The following is a 19,168-nucleotide window of genomic DNA, read 5'->3' as shown; positions in this document are numbered from 1 at the left end:
GGCGGCGCGGCAGGCCGATCCTTGCCGCCGGTTTGGCGATTTGCGGTGCTGCACCCGCCCTTTCCTTGAAAGGAAAGGATAATTTTTCGCCTTGCAGCCGGGTTTTCGCTGTCGCCCTTGCCGGTCGGGCCGGCGGCGGGCCGAGCTGGGGATTGCCCCTTGCCCGGCCTGCGGCTATCGCAGGCAAAAAGGGGTCCGGCAATCATGAGCTTCAACACCTTCGGTCGCGTCTTCACCTTCACCACCTGGGGCGAAAGCCATGGCCCGGCGCTGGGCGTCACGGTGGACGGCTGCCCGCCCGGCGTGGCGCTGGACGAGGGCTGGATCCAGCAATTCCTGGACCGCCGCCGGCCCGGCAGCTCGAAATTCACCACCCAGCGGCAGGAGCCGGACCGGGTGCGCATCCTGTCGGGGGTGTTCGAGGGCAAGACCACCGGCACGCCGATCCAGCTGATGATCGAGAACACCGACCAGCGCAGCAAGGATTACGGCGAGATCGCCCAGGCCTTCCGCCCCGGCCATGCCGATATCGCCTATCACCTGAAATACGGCATCCGCGACTATCGCGGCGGCGGGCGTTCCAGCGCGCGCGAGACGGCGGCGCGGGTCGCGGCGGGCGGCGTCGCGCAGGCGGTGCTGCGCGAACTGGCGCCGGGGCTGCGGATCACCGGCTACATGGTGCAGATGGGCGAATTGCACCTGGAGCGGGCGAATTTCGACGCGGCCGAGATCGGCAGGAACCCGTTCTTCCTGCCCGATGCCGCGGCCGTGCCGGCCTGGGAGGATTACCTCAACGCCACCCGCAAGGCGCAGGACAGCGTCGGCGCCGCCGTCGAGGTGCTGGTCCAGGGCTGCCCGCCCGGCCTCGGCGCGCCGGTCTATGCCAAGCTGGACACCGACCTGGCCGCCGCGATGATGTCGATCAATGCGGTGAAGGGGGTCGAGATCGGCGAGGGCATGGCGGCGGCCGCGCTGACCGGAACCGCCAATGCCGACGAGATCCGCATGGGCAACGACGGGCCGCGTTTCCTGTCGAACCATGCCGGGGGCATCCTGGGCGGCATCTCGACCGGGCAGGACATCGTGGTGCGATTCGCCGTCAAGCCGACCAGTTCGATCCTGACCCCGCGCCGCACCATCAACCAGAAGGGCGAGGAGATCGAGCTGATCACCAAGGGCCGCCACGATCCCTGCGTCGGCATCCGCGCCGTGCCCATCGCCGAGGCCATGGCCGCCTGCGTGATCCTGGACCACCTGCTGCTCGACCGGGCGCAGACCGGCGGCCAGCGCGGCCGCATCGGCTAGGCAGGGCGCGGATGCGCGGGGCAGGCAAGGGGAACGCCGTTCCCCTCTTGTCCCGCTGCGCGGGCCAATTCACCCCATGGGGTATTTGGAAAACGGAGAAAGCCGGATCGTGGCGGGCTGCGCCTTTCATTGTTTTGCAAATACTCCCCCCTGATTGTTACGAAACTGACACATTCCTTTCGCATAACCGTCGCATCGCCGTTCTAGAGAGCGGGCAGGCCGCAACGGCCCCATGGAAATGTCAGGAGTGATCCTATGAAATCCGCGAAATTCACCGTGTCGGCGCTGGCCCTGATCGCCGCCTCGGCCACCGCCGCCACCGCGCGCGACCAGATCCAGGTCTCGGGCTCGTCCACGGTGCTGCCCTATTCGACCATCGTGGCCGAGGCCTTTGGCGAGAACACCGATTTCCCGACCCCGGTGGTCGAATCGGGCGGCTCCTCGGCCGGGCTGAAGAAATTCTGCGAGGGCGTGGGCGAGAACACCATCGACATCGCCAATGCCAGCCGCCCGATCAAGGATAGCGAGATCGAGGCCTGCAAGGCCGCCGGCGTGACCGAGATCATGGAGGTCCGCATCGGCTATGACGGCATCGTCTTTGCCAGCGACATCGCCGGCAACGACTTCGCCTTCACTCCGGCCGACTGGTTCAATGCGCTGGCTGCCGAAGTCGTGGTCGACGGCAAGGTCGTTCCGAACCCCCATACCAAGTGGAGCGACATCCGCGCCGAGCTGCCCGACCAGGAGATCCTGGCCTTCGTGCCCGGCACCAAGCACGGCACCCGCGAGGTCTTCGAGGAGAAGGTGATCGCCGCGGGCTGCGAGGAATCGGGCGCCGCCGAGGTGCTGAAGGCCGAGAAGGGCGAGGACGAGGGCGAAGCGGCCTGCATGGCGCTGCGCACCGATGGCAAGTCCATCGACATCGACGGCGACTATACCGAGACCCTGGCCCGCATCCAGTCGGCCAAGAACGGCATCGGCGTCTTCGGCCTGTCCTTTTATGAGAACAATACCGACAAGCTGAAGGTCGCGACCATCGCCGGCGTCACCCCCTCGACCGAGACCATCGCCGCGGGCGAATACCCGGTTTCGCGGCCGCTGTTCTTCTATGTCAAGAAACAGCATATCGGCACCGTGCCGGGGCTGAAGGAGTTCGCGGAATTCTTCGTCTCGGATGAGCTGGCCGGGCCGGAAGGGCCGCTGGCCGCCTATGGCCTGGTGGCCGATCCGGAACTGGCGGCGACCCAGGCGGCCGTCGCCGACGAAGCGACGCTCGCCCAATGATCTGCCGGGCGCGGGGCATGCTGTTGCCCCGCGCCCCTTCCGTTTCCCTGGCTTGAGGGCTCACATGCCTGTCTCATGGACCTTGCTGATCGTCCTTGCCCTTGCCGGCGCGGGCTATTTCGTCACCCGCGCGCGCGTCGTCGCGCTGGCCGGGGGCGATGTGCGGCGGCTGCATTCGCGGCCCAGCTATCACGGCTGGAACGCCGCCTTGCTGACGGCGCTGCCGGCACTGTTCCTGATCGCCATCTGGCGCTTCGTGCAGCCGGCCGCGAATGCGACGCCCGTCGCCATCCTGGCGCTGGTGCTGGCCGCCGCCGGGCTGGCCTTGGCGCTTGTCCGCAACGCACCGGATTTTCGCGCCCGCAACGCGGTCGAGGCCATGGTCAAGGGCCTGCTGATCCTGTGTTCCAGCATCGCCATCCTGACCACCGCCGGGATCGTCTTTTCGATGCTGTTCGAGACCGGGCATTTCTTCCAGAAATATCCCTGGCAGGATTTCTTCTTCGGCACCACCTGGTCGCCGCGCTTCGGCGGCGGCTCGCAGCTGGGCATCCTGCCGCTGCTGTGGGGCACGCTCTACATCTCGCTGATCGCGCTGGCGGTGTCGGTGCCGATCGGGCTGTTCGCGGCGATCTACATGTCCGAATACGCCTCGGCCAGGCTGCGCAGCGTGGCCAAGCCGATGATCGAGGTGCTGGCCGGCATCCCGACCATCGTCTATGGCCTTTTCGCGCTGATCACCGTCGGCCCGATGCTGCGCGACTGGTTCGCCCAGCCGCTGGGCCTGGGCAATTCCGGCTCGTCGGTGATGACGGCGGGGCTGGTCATGGGCATCATGCTGATCCCCTTCGTCAGTTCGCTGTCGGATGACATCATCAACGCCGTGCCGCAAAGCTTGCGCGACGGCGCGCTGGGACTTGGCTCGACGCAATCGGAAACCGTGCGCAAGGTGGTGCTGCCCGCCGCCCTGCCGGGCATCGTCGGCGCCGTGCTGCTGGCCGCCTCGCGCGCCATCGGCGAGACGATGATCGTCGTGCTGGGCGCGGGGGCCGCCGCCCGCATGGACCTGAACCCGTTCGAGGCCATGACGACGATCACCGTCAAGATCGTCAGCCAGCTGACTGGCGACAACGATTTCGCCGCGCCCGAGACGCTGGTGGCCTTTGCCCTGGGCCTGACCCTTTTCGTCATCACGCTGGGGCTGAACATCGTCGCCCTCTACGTCGTGCGCAAATACCGGGAGCAATACGAATGAGCGACGCAACCCTGCAAGGCGCGCAGCCCCGGCCCTCGCTGCTGGTCGCCGATCCGCGCACCCGCAAGCGCAACGCCGCCGAGGCGCGGTTCCGCGCCTATGGGCTGGGCGCCATCCTGGTCTCGATGGTGATGCTGGTGATCCTGCTGTTCACCATCATCACCGGCGGCATCGGCGCCTTCCGCCAGACCTACCTGGAGATCCCGGTCGCGCTGGACGCGGCGCAGCTGGACAAGAACGGCAACCGCGACCCGGACGACCTGCGCAAGGTGCTGACCCTGACCTATGGCAAGATCCTGGAGCAGTCGCTGCAACAGGCCATCGCCGACAAGGGCATCGCCATCGCCGAGCTGTCGGACAAGGATGTCTCGAACCTGATCTCGAAAGAGGCCTCGGCGCAGCTGCGCAACCGCGTGCTGGCCGATCCCGAGCTGATCGGCCAGACCGTCGAGGCGCGCGTGCTGGTGAACGGCCGGGTGGACGGCTATTACAAGGGCCGCGTCAGCATGGAGAGCGCGGCGCGCGACGCCAATACCTCGCCGGCGCAGCTGCAGCTTGCCGACGCGCTGAAGGCGCAGGGCATGTTGGCGACCCAGTGGAACTGGTCCTTCCTGACCAGCCCCGATGCCTCGGACCAGCGCCCCGAGGCGGCGGGCGTCGGCATCGCCATCCTCGGCTCGCTCTACATGATGCTGGTGGTGCTGGTGCTGTCGGTGCCGATCGGCGTGGCCGCCTCGATCTATCTCGAGGAATTCGCGCCCAAGAACCGCTGGACCGACATCATCGAGGTCAATATCTCGAACCTGGCCGCGGTGCCCTCGATCGTCTTCGGCATCCTCGGACTTGCCGCCTTCATCAACTTCGGCGGGCTGCCGCAATCGGCGCCCATCGTCGGCGGCCTGGTGCTGACGCTGATGACGCTGCCGACGATCATCATCGCCACCCGCGCGGCGCTGAAGGCGGTGCCGCCCTCGATCCGCGACGCGGCGCTGGGGGTGGGGGCGTCCAAGATGCAGTCGGTGTTCCACCACGTCCTGCCGCTGGCCATGCCGGGCATCCTGACCGGCACCATCATCGGCCTGGCCCAGGCCCTGGGCGAAACCGCGCCGCTTCTGCTGATCGGCATGGTGGCCTTCGTCAAGAACTATCCCTCGGCCCCGCCGGACGGGCTGTTCGAACCCGCCTCGGCCTTGCCGGTCCAGGTCTATAACTGGACCCAGCGCGCCGACCCGGCCTTCATCGAGCGTGCCTCGGGGGCGATCATCGTGCTGCTGGTGTTCCTGCTTTGCATGAACCTGCTTGCCATTCTCCTGCGCCGCAAGTTCGAGCGCCGGTGGTAATCTCGGGAAGGAGACCCGATATGAACGACATGAGACTTCTGGAGCGCAGCGTGGACCAGTCGGAAATCAAGATCTCGGCGCGGGACGTGCAGGTCTGGTATGGCGAAAAGCACGCGATCAAGGACGTGAACGTCGACCTCTTGGACAAGACCGTGACCGCCTTCATCGGTCCTTCGGGCTGCGGCAAGTCCACCTTCCTGCGCTGCCTGAACCGCATGAACGACACCATCGACATCAGCCGGGTCGAGGGCAAGATCACGCTCGACGGCGAGGACATCTATGACAAGCGCGTGGACCCGGTGCAGCTGCGCGCCCGCGTCGGCATGGTGTTCCAGAAGCCGAACCCCTTCCCCAAGTCGATCTATGACAACGTGGCCTATGGCCCGCGCATCCACGGCCTGGCCCGCAACCGCGCCGAGCTGGATGAGATCGTCGAGAAATCGCTGCGCGGTGCGGCGCTGTGGAACGAGGTCAAGGACCGGCTGAACGATCCCGGTACCGGGCTTTCGGGCGGCCAGCAGCAGCGGCTTTGCATCGCCCGCGCCGTGGCGACCCAGCCCGAGGTTCTGCTGATGGACGAGCCCTGCTCGGCGCTGGACCCCATCGCCACCAGCCAGGTCGAGGAACTGATCGACCAGCTGCGCGCCCAGTTCTCGGTGGTGATCGTGACCCATTCCATGCAGCAGGCGGCCCGCGTCAGCCAGAAGACCGCCTTCTTCCACCTCGGCAACCTGGTGGAATACGGCAATACCGACGACATCTTCACCAATCCGCGCGATCCGCGCACCGAAAGCTATATCTCGGGCCGCATCGGCTAGGCCGGAAAGGGAGCTGACATGAACAACGAACGCCATATCCTCTCGGCCTTCGACCGCGATCTGGAAACCGTGCAGGCGCTGGTCGTCAAGATGGGCGGCATGGTCGAAAGCGCCATCCACGACGCCGCCATCGCGCTGGAAACCCGCGACGGCGAACTGGCCGACGACATCCGCCGCCGCGACAAGGCCATCGACGAACTGGAAGTCCAGATCAACGAGGAGGCCGCGCGGCTGATCGCGCTGCGCGCGCCGCGGGCCACCGACCTGCGCATGGTGCTGTCCGTCATCAAGATCTCGCATATCCTGGAGCGGGTGGGCGATTACGCCAAGAATATCGCCAAGCGCAGCAACGTGCTGGCCGACATGCCCGCCATCGACGGCGCCGGCATGGCGCTGCGCCGCATGTCCGCCACGGTCGAGGCGATGATGAAGGACGCGCTGGACAGCTATATCCAGCGCGACGCGGCGCTGGCCGCCGACGTGCGCAAGCGCGACCTGGAAGTGGACCAGATGTATAACGCGCTGTTCCGCGAGTTCCTGACCCATATGATGGAGGATCCGCGCAACATCACCGCCTGCATGCACCTGCATTTCATCGCCAAGAATATCGAGCGCATGGGCGACCACGCCACCGGCATCGCCGAGCAGGTGATCTATCTGGCCACCGGCGAGCTGCCCGAGGATCCGCGGCCCAAGGGCGAAAGCGTTCCGCGCATGGAGGGGGCCTGATCCATGGCGCAGACCCAACCCTGTGTTCTGGTCGTCGAGGACGAGGGCGCACAGCGCGAGGTGCTGAAATACAACCTTGAGGCCGAGGGCTTCGACGTGGTGCTGGCCGAGAACGGCGACGAGGCGATGCTGCTGGTGGCCGAGGAACAGCCCGACCTGATCGTGCTGGACTGGATGCTGCCCAACGTCTCGGGCATCGAGGTCTGCCGCCGGGTCAAGGCCGATCCCTCGACGCGCCAGATCCCGATCATCATGCTGTCGGCGCGCTCGGAGGAGGTGGACCGGGTGCGCGGGCTGGAAACCGGCGCCGACGATTACGTGGTCAAGCCCTATTCCGTGGTCGAGCTGATGGCGCGGCTGCGCACCCAGCTGCGCCGCACCCGCCCGGCCTCGATGGGTGAAAGGCTCAGCTTCGGCGACATCATCCTGGACGCGGCCGAGCATCGGGTCTTTCGCGCCGGCCAGCCGCTGCACCTGGGCCCGACCGAGTTCCGCCTGCTGTCCACGCTGATGGAAAAGCCGGGCCGGGTCTGGACGCGCGAGCAATTGCTGGACCGGGTCTGGGGCCGCGATATCTATGTCGACACCCGCACCATCGATGTCCATGTCGGGCGTTTGCGCAAGGCGCTGATGGCCCATGGCGGCGACAACCCGGTGCGCACGGTGCGCGGCACCGGCTATTCGCTGGGCTGAGGCAGAATACGGCACCATGCGCGCCGCCGCCGGCATGCGTGCAGGCGACGGGGACGATGGGCCCGTTCATGGGGTCGGCTTGCCCGGCATCGTCCCGGCCGGCGTGCGCGTGCCGCATATCAAGGATTGCGGTAAACCCCAAGGGCGGGATGCAGAACTGTTGGCGGTGCTTCCCCCGCAGCGTCGTGTTTTCCAGAGTCCGTTCGGGTTGGCCCGGCTTGGCGGGCGTGTCGCCGGCACGGCTTGCTGCCTTTGGCCAGGGGCGCGCTTCAGGCTCCCCCGGTCCGCTGGGGGCTTGGGCCGCCTGGCTTCCTGTCGCACCCGCGGGCGCGAATATCGCGAGCAAGGCGGCCGAATGAGACGCCCGCCTGCGCCGCACTCGCGCACGCGAATATCGCTGTATGATGGTGTTGGCCGGGGAGGCCTCGACATGCACCCGCGCGTGCGCGAATATCGCGGGTCGTCTCGCCCCCCCCCCGGGCCATGGTCATGGATCGCACCCGCGCGCACGAATACCGTCCTTGAACGCGCATCCCATGGGATTGCACCATGACCTGTCGTATCCGCGGCGCGCGAATACCGCCATGTTTGCTGGGAAAAATGCGTTCGCCATCACATTGTCGCATTCGCGGCCACAGGCAGAGGGGGCCGAGGGGGCGGTCGTCGGACCAGTCAGAACCGGCCTTGCATCGGTCCCGTACTTGCGCCTGCGCCGCGGGCAGGCCGCGGTGCCAGGATTCCAGCGGGTTTGGCGAGTGAAGCCGTCCGTGCCGGCCGCGTTGGGCTATCCGATCCGGCCCTCGCGGGATTGCCAAAGGCCGCGGGCATCTGCCCGCGGCCTTCCCGCGCTCAGTTCTGCGCCAGCAGCTGCGTGATGCGGCGCACGGCGACACGGCGGTTCTGCCGCTCGGGCCCGTCGGTCGGCACCAGCAGGAACTGCTCGCCATAGCCCTGCACCACCATGTTTTCGGGCGGCACCTGGAAATATTCGGTCAGCGCCAGCGCCACCGATTCCGCCCGGCGATCCGACAGGGCCAGGTTCGCGGCGTCCGAGCCGACGGCATCGGTATAGCCCTCGATCATGTAGATCTCGCGCGGGTTCCGGTCGATGCTGTCGCGGATCACCTTGCCCAGGGTCGCCAGTTGCTGCGCCTGATCCGGGGTGATGGCCGAGGATCCGGTGTCGAAGGTGATCTCGGGCACGTTCACCGGCGCGACCAGCGCGCGCACCTCGGGGATATTGCGGATCTGGCCCAGGCTGAAGCGGCGATCCACCGCCGCCTCGCGGCTGAGCGCCTCGCGCAGCGCGGCCTCGTCCAGCCGCTCGCGGTTGATGCGCACCGGCGGCGGCGCGGGCAGGGTCGAGATCTGCACCGGCTGCGCCTGGGTATCGTCGATCAGCCGGGTCTCCGTGCCATCGGCGCGCAGCAGGGTGCGGCGCAGGATGTTCATGTTCGCGTCGCGGATGGTGACCACCCGGCTGCCGTCGGCGCGCAGCACCGTGGTGCGGGTCGAGCCGTCGTCGAAGGTTTCCGTCTGCACGTTCGATCCCGGACGGTAAAGCAGGGCGTTGTCGTCCTTGATCACCTGCTGGCTGCCGTCGGGCAGGGTGACGACCACCCGGTCGCCGGTGTTCAGCGCCACCTGGCGGTCGTTGGACAGCATCTTGCCGACCGCCATGCCGGCCGCCCCGGCCAGCAGCAGCTTGGCGATGTCCTTGACGGTGTCGTCGTCATCGTCGCGGCGGGCCTCCTGGGCTTGCGGATCGCCGGCCGGCTGCTGCTGTTGCTGCTGCATGCCCTGCATGACCGAGGTGGCGAATTCCTCGGCCGAGCTGCGGGCGTTTTCCTCGGTGATCTGCACCTCGTTCAACTGGCCCTGCGCCGGCTCGGCATCGCCGGCGGCCAGGGCGGCTGCTGCCGCGGGGGCCGTTTCCTCGGCGGCGCGCTGCGCGACGGCGTTGGGCTGGGCCTGGGCTTCGGGCGCCTGCACCTCGGCGGCCTGTTCTGCCGGGGCTTGTTCGGATTGGGCTTGCTCCGGCGCGGTCTGTTCGGGCTGGCCGTCGGCCTGTTCCTGCAAGCGGCGCTCCAGCTCTTGTGCATCGGGGCGCGGTTCTTCGCCCGCGGCCTGCTCGTCGGGCAAGGCCTGGTCCGAAGGCTGTTCCGAGGGCCCGCCCGATTCGGACCCGCTTTGTTGCGCCTGTTCTTGCAGGCGGCGCTCCAGTTCCTGCGCGTCGGGGGTCTGAGACGGCTGGGTCTCGTCCGCGCGGGCCGGATCGACCTGCGGTTGCGCGGCACCATGCGTCTCTGCCTGCGGCTCGGCCTCTTGGGCGGATTGCGGCTTTTCGGGCGTGGCCTCGGCTTCCAGGGCCTCCTTCAGCGCCTCGGCGTCCGGGACCGCCGCCGGCTGCCCGGCCTGGCCGGTATCCTGCGGCGTGGCTGCATCCTGCTGCGGTTTCTGCGCCGGGGCCGGATCGGCCGGGCTCACGGCTGCGGGCGTGTCCGGCTTGGGCGCGGGCTCGCCCTGCTGGACCGACGGGTCGGGCTGCGCCATCGGGGGCTCGGCCGCCTCGACCACTGCGGGCTTGGGCTGCGGCTCCTCGGCCTGGGTCACATCGGGCTTGGGCGCGGGGGCAGGCGTGGGCTGGTCCTGCGCAGCGGCCTCGCCTTGCGGGGGGGCGGGCTCGTCCTGGGTTTGCGGTTCTGCAGCGGGTTCCGCGGCGGATTCCTGCGCGGGGGATTCGCTTGCCGAACTGGCGCCCTGCACCTGCGGATCGCCGGGGCTCGGGGCCTCGGCCTGCGGTTGGGCCTGCGGCTGTTCGGCCGGCGCCGGAACCGGCTCTGCCGCGGGTTCGGGCGCGGATTGCGGCTCTTGCGCCTGCCCCGCCTCGGCCTCCTGCTGCTGGTCCGGAGGCAGGATGACCTGCTCGTCGGCGCCTTGGGTCTGCTGGTCCTGTGCCACCGCCAGCTGCGGGGCGATCAGGGACAGGCAGGTCACCATCGCGGTCGTGGTCTTGTAGATGCGGCGCATGTCGGTCCTCTTTTCCGATGGTCGCTTGATCCCGGATCAACCGGCGGCGATCGGTGCGGTTCCCCAACAAGCGCGTGACTGCCCCGTGATCGGAGCGGCGAGGGCCTCAGCCGCCGCTCAGCGCCAGCCGGCCGCCTGCCATGCGCTGCACCCGGCCCGACAGTTCCAGCGCCAGGATCGCGGGGGCGAGGATGGCGGCCGGGACTCCCAGGTCGCGGATCAGCATGTTTTCCTCGGTCGGGCTGGGGCTCAGCCGCGCCAGTATCCGCCGCTCCAGGTCCACCGGCCCGCCGGCGTCGCGCGGCCGGCCCGTGACGACCTGGCGCGGGATGCCATGACCCAGTTCCGCAAGCCGGCGGGTGACGGCGGCGGGTTGCGTGACCCGCCCGGCCGACGGGGCGACAGGGACGGGGGCAGGGGTTGCTGCCGCGGGTTGCTCTGCCGCCGCCGGCTGGGCGACCCTGGGGCCGTTCGATTGCAGCGCCGCCAACACATCGGCCGAATTGCGCACCAGAAGCGCACCGTCGCGGATCAGCGCATTGCAGCCGGCGGCCCGCGCATCCATCGGATGCCCCGGCACCGCCATCACCTCGCGCCCCTGGTCCAGCGCGCAGCGCGCGGTGATCAGGCTGCCCGAGCGATGCGCCGCCTCGATCACCACCACGGCGCGCGACAGGCCCGAGATGATGCGGTTGCGGGCGGGGAAATGCCGGGCCACCGGTTCGGTACCGGGCGGCTGTTCGGTCATCAGCAGGCCGGTTTCGCAGATCGCCTCGGCCAGGGCCGCGTTTTCGCCGGGATAGATCATGTCGATGCCGCCGGCCATGACGGCGATGGTGCCGCCGTGCAGCGCGGCTTCATGCGCGACGGTGTCGATGCCGCGCGCCAGTCCCGCGATCACCGCCGCGCCCGATTGCGACAGGCCTGCGGCCATGCCGCGCGCCATGCGCAGGCCAAGGGAAGAGGCGTTGCGCGCCCCGATCACCGCCACCGGCACGCGGTCCAGCACCGCCATGTCGCCGCGCAGCCACAGCACCGGCGGCGCCTCGGCCACCTCGCGCAGCAGGGCGGGATAATCCCGGTCGCCCCAGGTCACGAGCCGGGCGCCGGCGCGCCGGCCGGCCGCGATCTCGGCCTCGGCGACCGAAAGGGGGCAAGGGGTGTAATCCTGGATCCCCGCGGCCTGCGCCATGGCGGGCAGGGCGGCCAGCGCCGCCTGGGCGCTGCCATGTTCGCCCAGCAGCCGGTGAAAGGTCGCCGGCCCCACCTTGCGGGAACGGATGAGGCGCAAGGCGGCAAGCCCCTCCCCTTTTGGGCGGGGTCCGTGGTGGGGGTCCAAGGAAAGCTGCCTTGCCATCATGTTCCATGCCTCTGCCTGATCCGCAGGCCGAAACATCGCATGGCAAAGGTTAAGAATGGGTTAGCCGGCGAAGAATTTCTTCAACCCATTGGAATCAAGGCGATTCAGGCGGCCGATCCGCCGATGGTCAGCCCGCCGATGCGCAGCGTGGGCAGGCCGACGCCGACCGGAACCCATTGTCCCTGCTTGCCGCAATTGCCGATTCCCGGATCCAGCGACAGGTCGTTGCCGATGGCGCGGATCTGCTGCAACGCGGTCGCGCCGTCGCCGATCAGCGTCGCGCCGCGGATCGGATCGCCCACCTGGCCGTTTTTGACCCGATAGGCCTCGGTGCAGGAGAACACGAACTTGCCGTTGGTGATGTCCACCTGCCCGCCGCCGAAGCCGACCGCATAGATCCCGTCCTCCAGTCCGGCCAGGATCGAGGCCGGATCCTCGGACCCCGCCAGCATGAAGGTGTTGGTCATGCGCGGCATGGGGGCATGGGCGTGGCTCTGCCGGCGCCCGTTGCCGGTGGCGGCGACCCCCATCAGCCGGGCATTCTGCCGGTCCTGCATGTAGCCGACCAGGATCCCGTCCTCGATCAGCACGTTGCGGCCGGGGGGCGTGCCCTCGTCATCGACCGAGATCGAGCCGCGCCGGTCGGGAATGGTGCCGTCGTCGACCACGGTCACGCCGGGCGCGGCGACGCGCCTGCCCATCAGCCCAGCAAAGGCGGAATGCCCCTTGCGGTTGAAATCGCCCTCGAGCCCGTGGCCCACCGCCTCGTGCAGCAGGATGCCGGGCCAGCCGGGGCCCAGCACCACATCCATCACGCCCGCGGGCGCGGGCACCGAGCGCAGGTTGACCAGCGCGATGCGCAGCGCCTCGCGCACCAGCCCCTGCCAATGCTCGGGCGCGACCAGGCCGGAAAGGCCGATGCGCCCGCCGCCGCCCGCGGTCCCGGTTTCGCGCCGCGCGTTCGATTCGACGATGACCGAGACGTTCAGCCGCGCCATGGGGCGGATGTCGGTGGCCAGCCCGCCCTCGGGGCGCAGGATCGCCACCTCCTGCACCGAAGTCGCGATGCTGGCCGAGACCTGGACCACCCGCGGGTCCAGGTCTCGGGCGAATGCGTCGATTTGCCGCAGTAATGCGACGCGGGCGGCAAAGGGCACCTCTTCGGCCGGGTCGATGGCGGCATAAAGCGGCCGGATTTCGCCTTGCGGTGGCAGGGCCAGCGTGCCGCCGCCGGCGCCGACGGCCAGGCGCACGGTTTCGGCCGCCTTCTTCAGCGCGGCTTCGTCGATCTCGGTCGAATGGGCGTAACCCGTCACCTCGCCGCGCACCGCGCGCAGGCCAAAACCCTGTTCGGCGTCATAACTGGCGGTGCGCAGCCTTCCGTCGTCGAAGACCAGCGCCTCGGACCGGGCGCGTTCCAGAAAAAGCTCGCCGTCATCCGCCCCCGCCAGGGCGTCGCGCAGGATACGCAGCGCGCGGTCCTGATCGAGATGCGTCCGAAAGGGTGAAAAGGCAGCGTCTGTCATGGAACCGGTCCTTGTCATGCGGACCGGCCTAGGGCTTTTTTGGCAAGAAGTCGATAGGTATGGCTTGCCCGTCGGGGTAAGATATGGTTCTGGTGCAGGACCGAATGCTGGTGGCTCCGGGACAGGGGCCTGCCGGTGGCATGATAGGCAACGGGATGGGATGATGGCAATTGCGACCAAGCGCCGCGGGGTGGCGGCGGTGATGAGCCTGGGAGTTGCGACACTGGCGGCCGTTCCGGCCCTGGCGCAGGACGTGCTGGGCGATCTGCCGGTGATCGGCAAGCCGGTGAATGGCGGGATGAACTTCCAGCCGGCGTCGAGCCCGCTGGCGCAGGATCAGCAATGGCTGGATCATTTCGTACTCTACATCATCACGGCCGTGACGATCTTCGTCTGCCTGCTGCTGCTGATCTGCATCGTGCGCTTCAACCGCCGGGCGAATCCGGTGCCGGCGCGCTTTACCCACAACACCCCGATCGAGGTGATCTGGACCCTGGTCCCGGTGCTGATCCTGGTCGCCATCGGCGCCTTCTCGCTGCCGATCCTGTTCCGCAGCCAGGAGATGCCGAACGATCCCGACCTGGTCATCAAGGCCATCGGCCACCAGTGGTACTGGTCCTATGAATATCCCAACGACGGCGTCGCCTTCGATGCGCTGATGCTGGAGAAGGAAGCCCTGGCCGATGCCGGTTATTCCGAGGACGAATACCTGCTGGCCACCGACAATGCCGTCGTGGTTCCGGTCGGCAAGAAGGTTCTGGTGCAGGTGACGGCGACCGACGTGATCCACGCCTGGACCGTGCCCGCCTTTGCCGTCAAGCAGGACGCCGTGCCGGGCCGCATCGCGCAGCTGTGGTTCTCGGTCGACCAGGAAGGCGTCTATTTCGGCCAGTGCTCCGAGCTTTGCGGCATCAACCACGCCTATATGCCCATCGTGGTCAAGGCGGTCAGCCAGGAGAAATACGACGCCTGGCTTGCCGGCGCGCAAGAGGAATTCGCCGCCGACGCCTCGGACTACCTGCCCGCCAGCCCCGTCAAGCTGGCCTCGGCAGAGTAAGGCCGGGCCGTGGCCGATATCAACGCATACGAGGGGCCCGCCGAGGCGGGCTTCGGCGATTATGTGGCGCTGCTGAAGCCGCGCGTCATGTCGCTGGTGGTGTTCACGGCCTTCGTCGGGCTGTGGATCGCCCCGCAGCCGGTCAACCCTTTCGTTGCCTTCTGCGCGGTGCTGTTCATCGCGCTGGGGGGCGGGGCCTCGGGTGCCCTCAACATGTGGTATGACGCCGACATCGACGCGGTGATGCGCCGCACCGCGGGCCGTCCCGTGCCCTCGGGCCGCGTCTCCTCGGGCGAGGCGCTGGCGGTCGGCATCGCGCTCTCGGGCCTGTCGGTGATGATGCTGGGGCTGGCGGCGAACTGGTTCGCGGCCGGGTTCCTGGCCTTCACCATCTTCTTCTATGCCGTGGTCTACACGATCTGGCTGAAACGCTCGACGCCGCAGAACATCGTCATCGGCGGTGCCGCGGGGGCCTTTCCGCCGATGATCGGCTGGGCCTGCGCCACCGGCGGCATCGGCCTCGAGTCGCTCTTGATGTTCGCGCTGATCTTCTTCTGGACGCCGCCGCATTTCTGGGCCTTGGCGCTGTTCATGAAGGACGACTATTCCAAGGCCGGCGTGCCCATGCTGACCGTGACTCATGGTCGCAAGGTGACGCGCTGCCATATCTTCGCCTATACGCTGGTACTGGCGCCCTTTGCGATCTGGCTGGGCTTCACCTCGGTCGGCGGGCCGCTCTACCTGGCGGTCTCGGCGGTGCTGAACCTGCTGTTCATCGCCGGCGGCTGGCAGATCCTGCGCCGCAGCGAGGACCAGGCACAGGCCGATGGCTACCGGGTCGAGAAACGCTATTTCCGCCTGTCGCTCTATTACACTTTCCTGCATTTCCTGGCGCTGCTGGTGCAGCATTGGATCGGGGGGTGGTGATGCTGCCCCAGGTCGAACACGAGTTGCACAAGCGCCGCCGCAGCCGCAACATCGGGCTTCTGGTCGTGCTGCTGGGTTTCGTGGCGCTGGTCTTTGGCCTTTCGGTGGTCAAGATCACCCAGGGCGACATGATGCAGGGCTATGACCACCGCCCGCGCGCCTCGATGCTGCCGCCCGATCCCGATCCGCCGGCCCCCAATGCCGCCCCGGTCGCAGCGCCGGGCACGCCGGCGGCCCATCAGGAGGCAAGCCAATGAGCGGGAAACCGAGGTCGAACGGGCGCACCGTGGCCATGCTGGCCGGCGTCGTCGTGGTGATGGGCGCGCTGTCCTGGGCGGCGGTGCCGTTTTATTCCTGGTTTTGCCAGGTGACGGGCTTTGCCGGCACGACCAACGTGGCCGAGTCCGCCTCGGACACCGTGCTGGAGGAAAAGATCCGCGTGCGCTTCGACGCCAATGCCGACAGCAACCTCGGCTGGACCTTCCGCCCCATGCAGCGGGAAATGGAACTGCGGATCGGCGAGAACGCCATTGCCTTCTACGAGGCGATCAACAATACCGACCAGCCGGTCACCGGCACCGCCAGCTATAACGTGGCGCCCGATGCCGCCGGCTATTTCTTCAACAAGATCGAATGCTTCTGCTTTACCGAGCAGACCCTGCAACCGGGTGAGCGGGTCGAGATGCCGGTCAGCTTCTTCGTCGATGCCGACCTGGTCAACGATCGTGACGCGGGCCGGATCCGCGACATCACCCTGTCCTATACCTTCCACCGGACCGATCCTCCCGCGCCCAGACAGGCGGCGCTGGACGCGAAAACGGAACCGACCGTAAACTGAGCAACAAGAACCAGCAACAGCCGGGAACGCAGCCATGGCCCATGTAAAGAACCACGATTATCAGATCCTGCCGCCCTCGATCTGGCCCTTCCTCGGCGCGATCGGCGCCTTCGTGATGCTGACTGGCGCGGTCGCCTGGATGAAGGGAATCACGGTCTTGGGGCTGCCGGTCGAGGGGCCGTGGATGTTCCTGATCGGCCTGGCTGCCGTTCTTTACACCATGTTCGGCTGGTGGGTCGATGTCGTCAACGAGGGCGAGTCGGGCGAGCATACCCCGGTGGTGCGCATCGGCCTGCAATACGGCTTCATCCTGTTCATCATGTCCGAGGTGATGTTCTTCGTCGCCTGGTTCTGGGCCTTCATCAAGAACGCCATGTATCCGATGGGGCCGGACAGCCCGATCAAGGACGGCGTCTGGCCGCCGGAGGGCATCGTCACCTTCGATCCCTGGCACCTGCCGCTGATCAACACGCTGATCCTGCTGCTTTCGGGCGTCGCCGTGACCTGGGCGCACCATGCCTTCGTGCATGACGGCGACCGCAAGACCACGATCAACGGGCTGATCGTCGCGGTGATCCTGGGCATCTGCTTCACCGGGCTGCAGGCCTATGAATACAGCCATGCCGCCTTCGGCCTGGCCGACACGGTCTATGCCGGCACCTTCTTCATGGCCACCGGCTTTCACGGTGCGCATGTCATCATCGGCACGATCTTCCTGTTCGTCTGCCTGATCCGCCTGCTCAAGGGCCAGATGACCCAGCAGCAGCACGTCGGCTTCGAGGCCGCCGCCTGGTACTGGCACTTCGTCGATGTGGTCTGGCTGTTCCTCTTTGTCGTGATCTATATCTGGGGCCGCTGATCCCGACTGACATTTCCACGGCGCGGGGCAGATGTTCCCGCGCCGTTTGCTTTGGAGGCCCGCCCATGCGCCGTTACCTGTTCCCGCTGATCGTCGGCGTGCTGGGCTGCGCCATCCTGATCTCGCTGGGCATATGGCAACTTCAGCGGCTGGACTGGAAAGAGGGGCTGATCGCGCAGATCCAGCAAAGGATCGAGGGCGCCCCCGTGCCCCTGCCGGCGGCGGTGGACCCGTCGATGAAATACCTGCCGGTGCTGGTCTCGGGCCAGACCACGGGCGAGGAGATCGACGTGCTGTCGGGCACGCGCGAGGCGGGCGGCGGCTATCAGATCGTCTCGGGCTTCCTGACCGATGACGGGCGCCGGATCCTGCTCGACCGCGGCTTCGTCGATCAGGACCACAAGCGCGACCCGCGCCCGCCGGTGCGGCTGGAGGTGGCAGGCAACCTGCATTGGCCCGACGAAAAGGGCAGCGCCACGCCCGCGCCCAACCTGGCCGAGAACGTCTGGTTCGCCCGCGACGTGCCGGCCATGGCCGCGCAGCTGGGGACCGAGCCGATCCTGGTGGTCGCGGCCGAGGTCCGCGGCGATGCCCAGGGGGTGCGGCCGATCCCGGTGGCGGTCGAGGGCATTCCGAACAACCACCTGAGCTATGCCGTGCAATGGTTCATGATCGCTGCGGTTTGGGCAGGGATGACAGTGGCGCTGATCTGGCGTATCAGGCAGCGGCAATACTAGGGGGACGCGATGCGTTACGTTTCGACACGGGGCCGGGCTCCGGTCCTGGACTTCGAACAGGCGATGATGACCGGGCTGGCGCGCGACGGCGGGCTGTACCTGCCCGAGGCGATCCCGATGTTCTCGGCCGACGAGATCGCCCGCTTCGAGGGCCTGCCCTATGAAGAGGTCGCGCGCCGCGTCACCAGCCCCTTCGTCGGCGAAAGCTTCAGCGATGCGGAACTGCGCGATGCCATCGCGCGGGCCTATCATGGCTTCGACCATGTCGCCCGCGCGCCCTTGGTCCAGCTTGCGCCGGGCCATCACCTGCTCGAGCTGTTCCACGGCCCCACGCTGGCCTTCAAGGATTTCGCCATGCAGCTGATCGGCCAGCTGTTCCAGCTGGCGCTGGCGCGTTCGGGGCAGCGGGTCACGATCCTGGGCGCGACCTCGGGCGATACCGGCTCGGCCGCGATCGAGGCGTTCCGCGGCCTGTCGAACGTCGATGTGTTCATCATGTATCCGCATGGCCGCGTCAGCGAAGTGCAGCGCCGCCAGATGTCCACACCCGCCGACGCCAACGTCCATGCGCTGGCGGTGGACGGCACCTTCGACGATTGCCAGGCGCGGCTCAAGGATCTGTTCAACGACCACGATTTCCGCGATGCGGTCGGGCTTGCCGGCGTCAACTCGATCAACTGGGCGCGGGTGCTGGCGCAGATCGTCTATTACTTCACCGCCGCCGTCAGCCTGGGCGCGCCGCGGCGCGAGGTGGACTTCACCGTGCCGACCGGGAATTTCGGCGATGTCTTCGCCGGTTCCATCGCCAAGGCCATGGGCCTGCCCATCGGCAAGCTGGTCGTCGCCACCAACCAGAACGACATCCTGCACCGGGCGATGACCAGCGGCGAATACCGCGTCGGCACCGCCCGGCCCTCGATCAGCCCCTCGATGGACATCCAGGTCAGCTCGAATTTCGAACGCGCGCTGTGGCTGGCCTATGACCACGACGGCAATGCCGTGTCGCGGCTGATGGAAGAGCTGAAATCCGGCGGCTTCGTCATCAGCCAGGGCGCACTTCAGGCGCTGCGCGAGACCTATGTCTCGGGCCGTGCCTCCGAAGAGGAGACGATGGCGATGATCGCCACCATCCGCGAGGAGACGGGCGAGGTGATCTGCCCGCATACCGCCGTTGCGGTGAAGGTGGCGCGCGAGCATCTGCGGCCGGGCGTGCCGATGATCTCGCTTTCCACCGCGCATCCGGCGAAATTCCCCGACGCGGTCGAGGCGGCCGTGGGCATCCGCCCGCCCCTGCCGCCGCATATGGCCGACCTTTTCGACCGCGACGAGCGCATCACCCGGATTGCAAACGACGCCGAGGCCATTAAATCGCTGATCCTTGAACGGAGAACAGCTTGAATCAGATCCGCA

Annotated in this window: 17 protein-coding genes; 14 read left to right on the top strand and 3 right to left on the bottom strand. The window is 67.7% G+C overall.

Annotated features, from left to right (window positions below; all coding sequences use genetic code 11):
• Positions 1-204 precede the first annotated feature (204 nt).
• From aroC to phoB, 7 genes are all read left to right on the top strand, one after another.
• Positions 205-1,305, top strand: coding sequence for a chorismate synthase (aroC, locus tag ESD82_RS06155; RefSeq protein WP_024843363.1), 1,101 nt, complete (start codon positions 205-207; stop codon positions 1,303-1,305).
• A 255-nt stretch (positions 1,306-1,560) separates the two neighbouring features.
• Positions 1,561-2,589, top strand: a complete 1,029-nt coding sequence (locus ESD82_RS06150) for a substrate-binding domain-containing protein (protein ID WP_024843362.1) — start codon at positions 1,561-1,563, stop codon at positions 2,587-2,589.
• A 64-nt stretch (positions 2,590-2,653) separates the two neighbouring features.
• Positions 2,654-3,844, top strand: coding sequence for a phosphate ABC transporter permease subunit PstC (gene pstC / locus ESD82_RS06145; protein ID WP_024843361.1), 1,191 nt, complete (start codon positions 2,654-2,656; stop codon positions 3,842-3,844).
• Positions 3,841-5,184: a phosphate ABC transporter permease PstA gene (gene pstA, locus ESD82_RS06140; protein ID WP_147428752.1), complete on the top strand. Its 1,344-nt coding sequence runs from the start codon at positions 3,841-3,843 to the stop codon at positions 5,182-5,184. Before pstC ends, pstA begins: the two co-directional genes overlap by 4 nt.
• A gap of 20 nt (positions 5,185-5,204) precedes the next feature.
• Positions 5,205-6,002, top strand: a complete 798-nt coding sequence (gene pstB, locus ESD82_RS06135; protein WP_024843359.1) for a phosphate ABC transporter ATP-binding protein PstB — start codon at positions 5,205-5,207, stop codon at positions 6,000-6,002.
• 18 nt (positions 6,003-6,020) lie between these two features.
• Positions 6,021-6,731: a phosphate signaling complex protein PhoU gene (phoU, locus tag ESD82_RS06130; protein WP_024843358.1), complete on the top strand. Its 711-nt coding sequence runs from the start codon at positions 6,021-6,023 to the stop codon at positions 6,729-6,731.
• A 3-nt stretch (positions 6,732-6,734) separates the two neighbouring features.
• Positions 6,735-7,424, top strand: coding sequence for a phosphate regulon transcriptional regulator PhoB (gene phoB / locus ESD82_RS06125; protein WP_024843357.1), 690 nt, complete (start codon positions 6,735-6,737; stop codon positions 7,422-7,424).
• An 849-nt stretch (positions 7,425-8,273) separates the two neighbouring features.
• Here the strand turns inward: phoB and ESD82_RS06120 are convergent.
• The 3 genes from ESD82_RS06120 to tldD form a co-directional block, all read right to left on the bottom strand.
• Positions 8,274-10,454, bottom strand: a complete 2,181-nt coding sequence (locus ESD82_RS06120) for an OmpA family protein (RefSeq protein ID WP_147428753.1) — start codon at positions 10,452-10,454, stop codon at positions 8,274-8,276.
• A gap of 106 nt (positions 10,455-10,560) precedes the next feature.
• A complete protein-coding gene (gene dprA, locus ESD82_RS06115) occupies positions 10,561-11,811 on the bottom strand; it encodes a DNA-processing protein DprA (protein ID WP_074990325.1) in 1,251 nt (416 codons plus the stop codon).
• Positions 11,812-11,918: 107 nt separating this feature from the next.
• Entirely contained in the window at positions 11,919-13,340 is a 1,422-nt protein-coding gene (gene tldD / locus ESD82_RS06110) for a metalloprotease TldD (RefSeq protein ID WP_147428754.1), read from the bottom strand.
• Between the two features lie 160 nt (positions 13,341-13,500).
• Between tldD and coxB the strand changes: the two genes are divergently transcribed.
• From coxB to thrC, 7 genes are all read left to right on the top strand, one after another.
• Positions 13,501-14,397, top strand: a complete 897-nt coding sequence (coxB, locus tag ESD82_RS06105; RefSeq protein ID WP_024843353.1) for a cytochrome c oxidase subunit II — start codon at positions 13,501-13,503, stop codon at positions 14,395-14,397.
• Positions 14,398-14,406: 9 nt separating this feature from the next.
• Positions 14,407-15,324: a heme o synthase gene (cyoE, locus tag ESD82_RS06100; protein WP_024843352.1), complete on the top strand. Its 918-nt coding sequence runs from the start codon at positions 14,407-14,409 to the stop codon at positions 15,322-15,324.
• Positions 15,324-15,581: a hypothetical protein gene (locus ESD82_RS06095; RefSeq protein WP_024843351.1), complete on the top strand. Its 258-nt coding sequence runs from the start codon at positions 15,324-15,326 to the stop codon at positions 15,579-15,581. Before cyoE ends, ESD82_RS06095 begins: the two co-directional genes overlap by 1 nt.
• Positions 15,578-16,162, top strand: coding sequence for a cytochrome c oxidase assembly protein (locus tag ESD82_RS06090; protein WP_024843350.1), 585 nt, complete (start codon positions 15,578-15,580; stop codon positions 16,160-16,162). Before ESD82_RS06095 ends, ESD82_RS06090 begins: the two co-directional genes overlap by 4 nt.
• Before the next feature lie 34 nt (positions 16,163-16,196).
• Positions 16,197-17,021, top strand: coding sequence for a cytochrome c oxidase subunit 3 (locus tag ESD82_RS06085; protein WP_024843349.1), 825 nt, complete (start codon positions 16,197-16,199; stop codon positions 17,019-17,021).
• Between the two features lie 65 nt (positions 17,022-17,086).
• On the top strand, positions 17,087-17,758 hold the full coding sequence (locus ESD82_RS06080; protein ID WP_147428755.1) for an SURF1 family protein: 672 nt from the start codon (positions 17,087-17,089) through the stop codon (positions 17,756-17,758).
• Positions 17,759-17,767: 9 nt separating this feature from the next.
• Positions 17,768-19,156, top strand: a complete 1,389-nt coding sequence (thrC, locus tag ESD82_RS06075) for a threonine synthase (RefSeq protein ID WP_147428756.1) — start codon at positions 17,768-17,770, stop codon at positions 19,154-19,156.
• Positions 19,157-19,168 lie beyond the last annotated feature (12 nt).

The organism is Paracoccus pantotrophus (assembly GCF_008824185.1).
GTDB lineage: Bacteria > Pseudomonadota > Alphaproteobacteria > Rhodobacterales > Rhodobacteraceae > Paracoccus > Paracoccus pantotrophus.
Note: the sequence above shows the minus strand (reverse complement) of the source record. Positions and strands in the feature narration are given on the sequence as shown.